The organism is Nocardia sp. NPDC004654, assembly GCF_040609595.1.
Classification (GTDB): Bacteria; Actinomycetota; Actinomycetes; order Mycobacteriales; family Mycobacteriaceae; genus Nocardia.
Map to the genome: position 1 here is coordinate 480,531 of NZ_JBEXKI010000002.1, position 12,206 is coordinate 492,736.

Below are 12,206 nucleotides of genomic sequence, written 5' to 3' on the forward strand. Positions count from 1 at the left end.
TGGTCGGGAGTGCGTGGATGGTGCGGGGGTTCGACGCAGGCCGTGTGTGTCTCGGTCCAGGCAGCCGTCGGGCGACAACGTGTACCTCCATCGGGTACCGGCGGTGGCCGACTGGCGGATGGCCGTGTATCGGAGTCGCTGGCGGGGTGGGTCTCCTTGGGACGGACCGGCGTGCCTAGGCTAGTGGCGTGTCCTTGTCCCGTGTAGAGACCGCTCCGTCGTCCCGCTCGCCCCGTGTAGACGCCGAGGCAGGGTTTCCGTTCTCCGCGGTGGTCGGGCAGGAGCGCCTGCAGCTGGCGTTGATCTTGTGCGCGGTGCATCCCGGTATCGGCGGCGTGCTGGTGCGCGGTGAGAAGGGGACCGCGAAGTCGACCGTCGTGCGCGCGCTGGCGCATCTGTTGCCGCCGGTGGTGGACGAGACGGGCGCGCGGCCCGCGCGGCTGGTCGAGCTGCCGGTCGGCGCCACCGAGGACCGTGTCGTCGGCTCGCTCGACCTGGAGCGCGTGCTGCGCGACGGCGAGCAGGCGTTCCGGCCAGGTCTGCTTGCGGCCGCGCACCACGGCGTGCTCTACGTCGACGAGGTGAACCTGCTGCACGACCACCTGGTGGACGTGCTGCTCGACGCCGCGGCCATGGGTCGCGTGCACATCGAACGCGATGGCGTCTCGCATTCGCATCCCGCGCGTTTCGTGCTGGTCGGCACCATGAACCCGGAAGAGGGCGAGCTGCGCCCGCAGCTGCTGGACCGGTTCGGGCTGACCGTCGATGTGGCCGCCTCGCGCGATGTCGACGTGCGGATGGCGGTGGTGCGCCGCAGGCTCGACTACGAGGCCGATCCGGCGGGATTCGCGACCCGCTACGCCGCCGCCGACCGGGAGATCGCCGACCGCATCCGCACCGCGCGCGACCGGCTCCCCGAGGTCGCCCTCGACGACGTGGAGCTGCGGCGGATCGCGGCCCTGTGCGCGTCCTTCGACGTCGACGGCATGCGCGCCGACCTCGTGGTGGCACGCACCGCGACCGCGCACGCGGCCTGGCGCGGCGGCGATGCCGTCACCGAGGAGGACGTGCGGATCGCCGCGGAACTCGCACTGCCGCACCGCCGTCGGCGCGACCCGTTCGACGAGCCGGGCATCAGCGAAGAACAACTCGACGAAGCCATGAAGGAAGCGGCCGCCGAGGCCGACCGTGCCGAGGAGCCCGCACCGCCAACGGAATTCGACGGCGATTCGGCCGATTCCGAGGGTGATCGCGGCCCCGAGGATCCGGACGACGGACCCGACGCACCACCCGAAGGCCCCGGCGGCGGACCCGCGCCGCGCGAAGGGCGCACCGGCACACCGAATCTCGGTGCCGCCAAGCCGCCGCGCTGGGAAGTCCCCGGAGTCGGCGAGGGCGCGCCGGGCCGCCGGTCTCGCGCCCAGACCAGGCACGGCCGGGTCGTCCGCTCCACCACCGAGACCACCGCGGGTCTGCATCTGCTCGGCACCGTCTTCGCCGCCGCGCCGCACCAGCACGACCGTGGCCGGGTGGACGGCCCGCTCGCACTCGCCGCCGAGGACCTACGCGGGGCGTATCGCGAAGGGCGCGAGAGCAATCTGGTCGTCTTCGTGGTCGACGCGTCCGGCTCCATGGCGGCAAGGGACCGGCTCTCCGCCGTCACCGGCGCGGTGGTCAGTCTGCTGCGCGACGCCTACCAGCGCCGCGACAAGGTCGCCGTCATCACCGTGCGCGGCCAGGACGCCGAACTCGTGCTGCCGCCGACGTCCTCGGTCGACATCGCGGTCCGCCGCCTCGCGGGCCTGCGCACCGGCGGCAAGACCCCGCTCGCGGCGGGACTGCTGAAGGCGCGCGAGGTGATTCAGCGCGAGCGCGTGCGTGACCCGCGTCGTCGCCCGATGCTGGTGCTGCTCACCGACGGACGCGCCACGGGCGGAGTCGATCCGGTGCCGCGGGCCCGTGCCGCCGCCGCAATGCTCGCCAAGGACGCGGTCACCGCGATGGTGGTGGACTGTGAGCGTGGCATGGTGCGGCTCGGCCTGGCGACCGAGTTGGCTGGCGCGTTGGGCGGCGGCTACGTGCGGCTCGCCGAGTTGACCGGCTCGGCGGTCGCGGACATCGTTCGCACCGGATCCGGCGGCGGCTCGGCGCGCGCCGCCTGATCTCGCCGCTCCGATCAGTTGCACGAGGCACAAGGAGATTCGATGCCCAAGGGTGTGCCGGAGACGGTTCCGGACGATGGACTGACCACGCGGCAGCGGCGCAACCAGCCGGTGCTCGCGGTGCACACGGGTCCCGGCAAGGGGAAGTCGACCGCGGCGTTCGGGATGGCGCTGCGGGCCTGGAATCAGGGATTCGACGTCGCCGTCTTCCAATTCGTGAAGAGCGCGAAGTGGAAGGTCGGCGAGGAGGCGGCGTTCCGCACCCTCGGGCGGCTGCACGAGGAGACCGGCGCGGGCGGCGCCGTCGAGTGGCACAAGATGGGTGAGGGCTGGTCGTGGACCCGCAAGCACGGCACCGAGGAGGACCACGCGTCCGCCGCGCTGGCGGGCTGGCGGGAGATCGCTCGCAGGCTCGCCGCCGAACAGCACCGCTTCTACGTGCTCGACGAGTTCACGTATCCCCTCAAGTGGGGCTGGGTCGACGTGGACGAGGTGGTTCATACGCTGGTCGACAGGCCGGGTAACCAGCACGTCGTCATCACAGGCCGCGACGCGCCGCAGGCGTTGATGGACGCTGCCGACCTGGTGACCGAGATGACCAAGATCAAGCACCCGATGGACGCGGGGCGCAAGGGGCAGCGGGGTATCGAATGGTGAACCGGCGCAGTGCGATTGCGCGCCCGTCGGTGGCGTGATGGGAACGGTGCCCGCTGTTGTCATCGCCGCTCCCGCATCCGGGAGCGGGAAAACCACGCTCGCAACGGGTTTGATCGGTGCGCTCCGGCGAGCCGGGCACCGGGTCGCGCCCTTCAAGGTCGGACCGGACTACATCGACCCCGGATATCACGGGCTCGCGGCGGGACGTCCCGGACGCAATCTCGACCCGGTGCTGGTCGGCGCGGACCGGGTGGTGCCGCTGTACCACCACGGGGCGGCGGGTTGTGATCTAGCGGTGGTCGAGGGCGTGATGGGCCTGTTCGACGGCCGCATCGACGAGCGCGAAACCGGCCCTGTCGCCGAAGGTTCCACCGCCCAGGTGGCCGGACTGCTCGGCGCGCCGGTCGTGCTGGTGGTGGACGCTCGCGGTCACAGCCAGAGCCTGGCCGCCCTGCTGCACGGATTCGCCACCTTCGACAGCGGTGTGCGGCTCGGGGGAGTGATTCTGAACCGCGTGGGCAGTGAACGCCACGACCAGGTGCTGCGCGCCGCCTGCGCGCGGGTCGGGTTGCCGGTGCTCGGGTCGCTGCCGCGGATGAACGCGCTCGAAGTGCCGTCCCGCCACCTCGGTCTGATTCCCGCCGTCGAGCACGGTGCAGCGGCGTCGGCGGCGGTCGAGGCGATGACCGATCTCGTTGCCGCCCATGTGGATTTGGCGGCGGTAGCGGCGCTGGCGCGGCCGACGTCGGGCGGGTCCGCGTGGGATCCGGACTCTGCTATCCGCGAGGCGCTCGCGGGTGATGCGGCTACCCGCGTCGGAGTGGACGCGACTGGCGCGCCACGGCGAGCTGTCGGGTCCCTGGCTGTTGAGGGACCGGGCGGGCCAGTCGGGCCCATCATCGCCATGGCAGGCGGGCCCGCCTTCACCTTCGGCTACGCCGAGCATCGCGAACTGTTGGTTGCGGCGGGGGCACGAGTGTTTGTCTTCGATCCGCTGCGTGACGAGCTGCCGTCGGACACATCGGGTCTCGTGCTCCCCGGTGGATTTCCCGAGGAGCACGCCGCCGACCTCGCCGCGAACACACCCCTGCTCGCAGCGGTCCGCGAACACGCTCGTGCCGGGCTGCCGATCCACGCCGAATGCGCGGGCCTGCTCTACCTCACCCGATCGCTCGACGGCCACGCCATGGCCGGCGTCATCGACGCCGACGCGGAGTTCGGCCCGCGCCTGACCCTGGGGTACCGAGACGCGGTCGCGCTGTCCGATTCCGCGCTCTGGTTAGCGGGGGAGCGGGTGCGCGGGCACGAATTCCACCGCACCCGACTGGTCACCGCCGCGCAGGACGCCCCAGCTTGGGGTTGGCACGACGGTTCCGGCGCTCGCGTTCGGGAGGGTGCGCTTGTCGGCCGCGTGCACGCGTCCTACCTGCACACGCACCCCGCCGGAAATTCCGCGGCGACAGCACGTTTCGTCGCGGCCGCCGAGGCTTACGCTCGCGTCGATGCGGCCCACTGAATTGCGTCCACCGGTCGCGGTCGGCATCGGTATGCGGCCGGGCGCCGCGGCCGCCGCGATCCTGGCCGCCGTGCGACACGTGCTCGGCGACGAGCCGCTCGCCTGCCTCGCGACCATCGACCGGCGCGCTGACGAGCCGGGCTTGCAGGTGGCCGCCGGTGAATTAGGCGTGCCTGTCCGCACATTCGCCGCCACTGAGTTGGACTCCGTCACGGTGCCCACCCCGGCGGTCCGTACCAAGGCAGCGGTCGGGGCGGCCAGTGTGGCCGAGGCCGCGGCCGTCCTTGCCGCAGGCGGAGGAGTTTTGCTGCAAACCAAGAAGATGCACCGTGGCGTCACCGTGGCGGTGGCGCGTCCCGACGTCGGGCAGGCACGCGGCAGCGTAGTCGGCTGAGCCGGCGGCGGTCTGCCGCTTGGGTGTTCGCCGCAGCGACAAGCCACTGGCGTTGTCGAGGCGGCGGCTCGTGGATACGTTCACGGTGGCTCCAGCGGCGGTGTCCCGCCGTTTCGGAAGGCTTGTGCCGCCTGGCCAAGGCGTCGCGGTAGTTCACGCAGTCGCTGCGGGGGAACGATGCTGACGCGCAGGGCGGTTGCGGTTCCCACCAACACCGTCGCTGTCTCGAGCATGGTGGTACTCGAGTCGGCGTGCTGGTTGATCAACCACATGACTGCGACAGTGACTGTGGCCCAGGCCAAATCCTGACTCCACTTCGCCGTCGATGCAGAGCAGGTAGCGCCGGGAACCGGCGATGACGAGATCGACGCGACGGTCGGGTCCGGGGCGGGCAGCCTGCGCAGTTCGTTCGGATGGGTCAACGGCTCGTCCTTTGCGTGCGAGGCGAACCATCGTGATGTCCGCCGGAATCGTCGCGGACGTTGCGACCCGCCTTCTCCGTATCCTGGAGGCCGCGGACGCCACCGCCGTAAGCGCCGATGTACAGCCTTGATATTGACAACTTTCCAACCCGAAGAGCGTCAATTAAGTGACGGTTCGGACGGGCTGAAAAAATAGACTTGTAGTGTGGTAGCGAGCAGTAGCGCCGCAGCAACCGTCGGTCACCGGATACGACGTGCGCGGCGGACCAAGAAAATGAGCCAGGCGACTCTGGGATCGCTCGTAGATCGATCCGAAACGTGGATGCGGGGTATCGAGGCCGGCCGGATTACGCTGGACAAACACTCGGTGATCGAACGATTGGCCAAGGTGCTCGAGGTCGACGTCGGTTGGATGCTCGGGCGTCCGTTCGAATTCGGCGAGGAAACCGGGCACAGCGCGGTCCCCGCGCTCCGTACCGCGCTGCGACGCACCGGGCTGGTGCTTTCCGGACATCCCGGATTGCACCAGGCAACGCCGAAGATGCTGCTGACAGATCTACGTGCCGACGTCGACCGGGTCACGCGTCGGCGTCAGGCGGCGAACCTGCTCGACGTGATGCGGCAGCTGCCCGACCTCACCGAGGCACTGAATACCAGTGCTTTGGAAGCACGAGGTGCAGAACGGGATACGGTGCACAGGCTGATCATCGAGACCTCGAATGTGGCCCGCATGGTCCTCAACCAGCTCGGTTACCACGATCTGGCCTGGACCGCCGTCGACAACGCCGCCACTGCCGCAGCCGAACTCGGAGATCCGCTGATGAGTGCTTGCGCGGCCTGGGATCGTTGCGGGGTGCTGCTGCACACCGGCTCGCTCGGCGAGGTGATCACCATCGCTGAAGCCGCGCTGACCGAACTCTGCGGCTACATGAAAGAGCCTACGGTCCAGGTTCTTTCGCTTTGGGGAGCGTTGCACCTACGGTGTGCGGTCGCGTCGGCCCGGCGATGTGACGCGATCGCAGCGTGGGGGTACCTCGCCGAGGCCGAGGCGACTGCGACTCGGCTCGGCTGTGACCGCAACGACTTCCAAACCGTCTTCGGCCCGACCAACTGCAGCATCCATGCGGCGGAGATCGCCGTCGAGCTCGGCCGACCTGACGTCGCCCTGGACCGCCACGTCGGCATCGACCTTTCCGCCGTGACCTCGATAGAGCGCCACACCCGCCACCGCATCGATGTCGGGCGGGCGTATGGACAGCTCAAACACGACGCCGCAGCCGTCGACCAGCTGAAGCAGGCCGCGGCTCTGGCGCCGCACTACGTTTACAACCACCCGATGGCACGTGATCTCGTCGGTGTGCTGGCCTGCAGATCGCAGCCCAGCGCGGTGGATGCCGGACTCGGCGCGTTGGAACGCGCGATGGGACTCGCTTAGACGCGGTCACCGTGCCCACGGCGATCCGTACCCGGCCACCAATTACGGCGCGACCGCCGCCCAGTCGGCGAACCCGGTGGGATCGTGGCGGCCGAGGGAGGCGTGTTCGAAGAGGCCCCAACCTTCGGCCGATCCGCAGCGGGCGTGGGCGACGTGGTCGATGACGCCGTACGGGATGCGGGGGGCGATGGTCGGGTCGGTGAGGTCGTAGCGGCGGGATTCGGACCAGTCGCGGCCCTTCCACTGGCCGTGCAGCCAGTCCGGGTCGCCGCCGTAGCCGCAGCCGATGTGCAGCGGGACGCCGGTGCCGGGGGTGATCTCGACCTCCAGCGATTTGCCGTCCGGGGTCGTGAGGTCGAGCCGGGCGGCGACGGGAATCCTTGTGCCTGAACGGTATCGGATGCTGACGCGGGGCCAGCCGAGCTGTTCGGTGCGGCCGTCCGGCCAGATGCGCACCGCGTCGTTGAGGGTGCGCCTGCCGTCCGGCTCCTCCTGCACGATCACCACGATCGCGAAATCGCCGAAGCGCAGCGGCACGTACAACCACCAGAATCCGCCCGAAGGCTCGGCGGCGGCGCGCCCCGCGGGCTCGGTCTCGCCGACCGGCCGGATGCCCCAGGAGCGGTCGCGGGTGCCGGTCCACACCGCGGGGTCGACCGCGATGTCGGTGCCGTCCACGCTCAGCGTTCCGGCCCAGGAGCCGACCTGCGCGAAGCGGGACGCCTCGATGATGGGCCGGTTGCCGGTGAGGATCAGGTGTGGCTGTTCCTGGACGGTGGGGAAGGCCCCGTTCCAGGTGAGGTCGCAACTCAGTTCGTCGTGCTCGCAGACGACGCGCAGCCGCTGCAGCGGTTCGAGCACCTCGATGCGGTAGCCGCCGACCCGCATGTCCAAGCTGCGGTCGCCGAGGGCATCGGAGAACCGCACCGAGCGCACTTCGTCGCCGCGGCGGACCGCGAGGTAGGCGTCGGTCACGCCCAGGTTCGGGTAGACGCCGAGGCCGGTGATCAGCAGCGTGCCGCCGTCGCGGTCGTGGGCGTTGAAGTAGCTGCGGTCGTAGAAGTTTCGGTCGCTGGTGCCGACCCTGGCCAGCGAGAGCGGCGTCTGATGGATGGGGTATTCGTCGAGGGGCGCGGGTGCGGCCATGGTGTTCCTCATGTCCAGTCGTAGGTTCCGTCGAGCAGCGCCTCCAGGCTTGCCCGGTGCATCACGTAGTCGTCCCGGTCGGGAGTGTCGGTGTCCTCGCCGAAGTGGATCATCCTGCGCTTGACCCTGGCCATCACGATCCCGTGCCGCAGCGCGGCGTAGACGAGGTAGAAATCCAGGTCGCGCACCGTATAACCGGTCAGCTCTTCGTATTTCGCCACCACGTCAGAGCGACGCAGGAAGTCCGGCAGGCCTGGCTGCTCGAAGCGGGTCGCTAGATCCTGGAAGAACCGGTGGATGAAGATGATCCAGGCGATGTCCAGCTCGCGCGGCCCCAAACCCGCCATCTCCCAGTCCAATACGCCGACCGGCTCGAACCCGTCGTAGATGATGTTGCCGGGGCGGGAGTCGCCCCAGGACAACACGTCCGGGCCGGGGTCCGCGGGCCAGTGTGCGTCCAGCCAGTCGAAGGCGCGCTCGATCAACGGGATCGGATATCCGTCGTCGGCCAGCGCCCAGCGGTACCAGGCGCGATGCCAGTCCACGTGCCTGCGCAAGGCTTGGCCCGGCCCGTCCAGCATGGGGAACCTGGCGGCAGGGTCGGGGATGGCGTGGATCTTGGCCAGCACGGCGAGGGTGTTGTCGGTCAGCAGCGCGCGTTCGGTGGGCTCGGCGTCGAACAGCCAGCCGTAGAAGACATATGGCGGATTGTCGGCCGGAACCCGTCCGTCGATCCGGCGCATCACGAAAAACGGTGTGCCGAGGACACTCTCGTCGGTCTCCAGCCAGCACAGCGGCGGCACCGGCACGTCCGTGGCGGCCGCGACGCCCTCCATCACGCGGTATTGCTTGGCCAGGTCGTAGGTTTCGAAGACCGGGAAGTCGGCGGCGCTCGGGGCCAGCCGCGCGACGAACGAGCCGCCTTCGCTGCGACCGCCCACACTCCATTCCGCGTCGAAGAGCACCGAGGCGCTCGACATCCCGGAACCCTGCGGCAGCGTCAGCTCGTGCACGCGCGGCGGCTCGTCGGCCGCGACCTTGCACGTCAGCCAGCGCGACAGCTCCTCGGCGAGGCCCTGGAGATCGCGTTCGCTGATCGTGAGCTGGCGCCGCTCGGTGGGATCGGGCTCGTCGGCCATCATCGTCCTCCTGTAGTCGGGCGGCGGACCGCCCACCACCCGGCATTTCCTCCCGGAACAACCGAACTGTAACGCGTTCTAATCGGGGGTCACGGGGAATCGCGGGATTGGTTCGCTGACCGAACTCCAGGGTTGACACGGGTTCGCCTCATCCTTTCGGAGTATGGCGGCTACCCCGCGCGACGGAGCCGGAAATCGGGATCCTGCCGGAAGCGGCCGGGCGGTTCGCGTGGATACCGTCCTCACGGAATGTCGTCCAGGGAAGTGAGGAGGGATCCGTGCGGGAGCGAACCATGAACTCGGTGTCCGCGTGTTTCGCGGGGTCGAGGCTCGGCGGGGTGTCGCTGTGAGCGCCATCGGCACGCAGGTGCTCGAGCGAGACAGCGAGGGTGCGGTGGATCCGTCGCCCCGATGGTCGCTACCGGCGCGGATCGGTTTCCGGTTCGGCTTCGTCTATCTGCTGCTGTTCTGTCTGACGTTCGCGCAGATCCTGTTCGTCTTCGCGGGCATCGCTATGCGCTGGCTGCCGGACTCGGCGATCCAGTGGCAGATGAACGCGGTCGAGCCGGTGGTCAGGTGGGTGGGCGAGCGCGTCTTCGGCGTCGACGCGGTGATTCACGAAAGCGGCAGCGGTGATCAGACCATCGTCTGGGTGCTGATCTCCTGCATGCTGGTCGTCGCGGCCGTCGCTACGGCGGTGTGGTCGGTGCTCGACCGCCGCCGTGCCGACTACGCGGTCCTCGGCCGCTGGTTCGTCGTGTTCCTCCGGCTCTGCCTGGGCGGGCAGATGCTGTGGTACGGCTTCGCCAAGGCGGTGCCGAACCAGATGCCCTATCCCTCGCTCACCACACTGCTCCAGCCCTACGGCAACCTCAGCATGACCGAGGTCCTGTGGAATCAGGTCGGCGCGTCGCCGTCCTACCAGATGCTGCTCGGCATCGCGGAGGTGCTCGGCGGTCTGCTGCTGTTCTGGCCGCGCACCGCGACCGTCGGCGCGATGCTGAGTCTGGTGAGCATGGCGCAGGTCTTCGTGCTGAACATGACCTATGACGTGCCGGTCAAGATCCTGTCCTTCCACCTGATGCTGCTCTCGCTGGTGGTGCTCGCGCCGCAGACTCGGCGGTTGGCGAATGTGCTTGTGCTGGAACGACCTTCGGAACCGGCCGCACAGCCGTTGTTGTTCCGTTCGGCGCGGGCGAACCGGATCGCGGCGGTGTTGCAGGTAGCGCTCGGAGTGTGGACCTGTTCCGGCGCGACGTATGTCGCGTGGGAATCCTGGCACGAATACGGTTACGGCGCACCGAAACCCGCGCTCTATGGGATCTGGAACGTCACCGAGTTCACCGTCGACGGTCACCCCCTTCCGCCGTTGACGACCGAACCCACCCGCTGGCAGCGATTGGTGTTCGACCAGTTCGTCACCAGCTATCAGCGGATGGACGATACTTTCGTGCCGACCATCGCCGACGTCGACACCACCGCGCGCACCATCACGATGACCGCGCCGCCGACCTCGCCGGAGGCTCAGCCGACGCCGGTGGCGACGTTCACCTTCGAGCAGCCCGCGCCCGACCGGCTCGCCTTGCGTGGCGATCTCGGCGGGAGGGCGGTCACGGTGACGCTGGAAGAGTTCGATCTGGACGAATTCCCTTTGCGCGGACCGCGTTTCCACTGGATTCAGGAGATTCCGAACCTGAATTGATCCGGTGGGTCAGCGGTCGACCAGGGGGTGGAGTCAGAACTGAACCTGCCGGGTCAGCCCGTGAGCTGACCCGGCCGGATTGGCGGACGGAAGGCGAGCGGATCAGCCCTTGATCAGCTCGACGGCGTCCTGCTCGGTCTCGGGCGACTCCTCCGGCGCGTGCGAGCGGCTCGGCAGCAGAACCGCCATCACGATCACGACCAGCGCCAGCGCGGCGGAGATCCCGAAGGCGAGGCGCATGCCGTCGAGGTGGGCGGCGACCGGTTCGGCGCCGCCCTCGATCAGCGTGGTGCTGCGGGCGGACATGACGGTCACGACCAAGGCGGTGCCGAAGGCCGCGGCGACCTGCTGGAGCGTGCCGAGCATCGAGCTGCCGTGCGAGTAGAGGTGCTGCGGGAGGGCGCCGAGGCCCAGGGTGAAGACGGGCGTGAACGCCGCGGCCAGCGACACCATGAGCAGGATGTGCAGGCCGAGCAGCTGCCAGTACGGCATGGTCATCGAGATCTGGGTGAAACCGGCCAGGGACGCGGCGATGCCGACCGAACCGGGGATCACCAGGACACGGCCACCGAAGCGGTCGAACAGGCGGCCGATGGTCGGGCCGAGCAGACCCATGGCGAGGCCGCCGGGCATGACCAGCAGACCCGTCGCGAGGGGGCTCAGGCCGCGCAGGTTCTGCAGGTACAGCGGCAGCAGGATCATCGAGCCGAGCATCGCGAGGAACGCGATCGACATGAGCAGCAGCGCCTTGGCGTAGGTGCCGATCAGCAGGATGCGCAGATCCAGCAGCGGCGTTCCGGTGCGCTGCAGGCGCAGCTGGCGGGCGGCGAACACGCCGATGAGGGCGAGTCCGACCGCGACGATCACCGCGGGCGCGGCGATGCGGTCCGCCTCGAACCGGCTGAGGCCGTACACCAGGCTGCCGAAGCCGATGGCGGCCAACGCCACGCTGGACACATCGATCGCGCCGGTCTGCGGTTCGCCGATGTTCTCGAGTCGCCGCAGCCCCAGCCAGGTGACCGCGCCCGCGATCGGCAGCACCAGCACGAACAGCCAGCGCCACGAGCCGACCTGCAACACCAGTCCGGACAGGACCGGTCCCATGGCGGGCGCCACCGAGATGGCGAGGGTGACGTTGCCCATGACCCGCCCGCGATCGTGTTCGGGCACCACCGTCATCAGGGTGGTCATCAGCAGCGGCATCATGACCGCGGTGCCGCCCGCTTGGACGATCCGCCCGAGCAGCAGCACTTCGAACGTCGGGGCGACGGCGGACAAGGCGGTGCCCGCGAGGAAGACGCCCATCGCGATCGCGTAGGCGCGGCGGGTGGTGACCCGCTGCAGGAACCAGCCCGTGGCCGGGATGACGGCCGCCATCGTGAGCATGAACGCGGTGGAGACCCACTGCGCCGACCGCTCGGTGACCTCGAGGTCGGCCATCAGACGCGGAATCGCGTTGATCATGATGGTCTCGTTGAGGATCACCACGAAGGTCGCGAGCACCAACAAGAGGATGACGGTCGGCGTCCGCCGCCCGGTCGGACTGGCGGATTGGACGGCTGACATCGGTTACCTCCGGGGTGGTCGTGAGCGAAAGACGAGGGGTGGGCCCTGGACGAGTCACCACCGTGTG

Annotated in this window: 9 protein-coding genes; 6 read left to right on the forward strand and 3 right to left on the reverse strand. The window is 69.3% G+C overall.

Going from position 1 to position 12,206, the window contains the following annotated elements; all coding sequences use genetic code 11:
- Window positions 1-194: 194 nt before the first annotated feature.
- From ABZV58_RS07995 to ABZV58_RS08015, 5 genes are all read left to right on the forward strand, one after another.
- A complete protein-coding gene (locus tag ABZV58_RS07995; RefSeq protein ID WP_354999849.1) occupies window positions 195-2,162 on the forward strand; it encodes a magnesium chelatase subunit D family protein in 1,968 nt (655 codons plus the stop codon).
- Window positions 2,163-2,204: 42 nt separating this feature from the next.
- Window positions 2,205-2,819, forward strand: a complete 615-nt coding sequence (cobO, locus tag ABZV58_RS08000) for a cob(I)yrinic acid a,c-diamide adenosyltransferase (protein ID WP_354999422.1) — start codon at window positions 2,205-2,207, stop codon at window positions 2,817-2,819.
- Between the two features lie 37 nt (window positions 2,820-2,856).
- The gene (locus ABZV58_RS08005) at window positions 2,857-4,335 is read left to right on the forward strand and encodes a cobyrinate a,c-diamide synthase (protein WP_354999423.1); all 1,479 of its coding nucleotides are present in this window, start codon (window positions 2,857-2,859) and stop codon (window positions 4,333-4,335) included.
- Complete coding sequence (locus ABZV58_RS08010) at window positions 4,322-4,729, forward strand: cobalamin biosynthesis protein (RefSeq protein ID WP_354999424.1); 408 nt, start codon at window positions 4,322-4,324, stop codon at window positions 4,727-4,729. Before ABZV58_RS08005 ends, ABZV58_RS08010 begins: the two co-directional genes overlap by 14 nt.
- Before the next feature lie 627 nt (window positions 4,730-5,356).
- Entirely contained in the window at window positions 5,357-6,586 is a 1,230-nt protein-coding gene (locus ABZV58_RS08015; protein WP_354999425.1) for a helix-turn-helix transcriptional regulator, read from the forward strand.
- 42 nt (window positions 6,587-6,628) lie between these two features.
- On the opposite strand, the gene ABZV58_RS08020 is transcribed toward ABZV58_RS08015, so the two are convergent.
- Together ABZV58_RS08020 and ABZV58_RS08025 are read right to left on the reverse strand one after the other, a co-directional pair.
- Entirely contained in the window at window positions 6,629-7,744 is a 1,116-nt protein-coding gene (locus ABZV58_RS08020) for a hypothetical protein (protein WP_354999426.1), read from the reverse strand.
- Entirely contained in the window at window positions 7,741-8,871 is a 1,131-nt protein-coding gene (locus ABZV58_RS08025; RefSeq protein ID WP_354999427.1) for a phosphotransferase family protein, read from the reverse strand. The genes ABZV58_RS08020 and ABZV58_RS08025 overlap by 4 nt, the downstream gene beginning before the upstream one ends.
- 346 nt (window positions 8,872-9,217) lie before the next feature.
- Here ABZV58_RS08025 and ABZV58_RS08030 point away from each other — a divergent pair, with 346 nt between their 5' ends.
- Window positions 9,218-10,573, forward strand: coding sequence for a DoxX family protein (locus ABZV58_RS08030; RefSeq protein ID WP_354999428.1), 1,356 nt, complete (start codon window positions 9,218-9,220; stop codon window positions 10,571-10,573).
- A gap of 102 nt (window positions 10,574-10,675) precedes the next feature.
- On the opposite strand, the gene ABZV58_RS08035 is transcribed toward ABZV58_RS08030, so the two are convergent.
- Window positions 10,676-12,139, reverse strand: a complete 1,464-nt coding sequence (locus tag ABZV58_RS08035) for an MDR family MFS transporter (RefSeq protein WP_354999429.1) — start codon at window positions 12,137-12,139, stop codon at window positions 10,676-10,678.
- Window positions 12,140-12,206 lie beyond the last annotated feature (67 nt).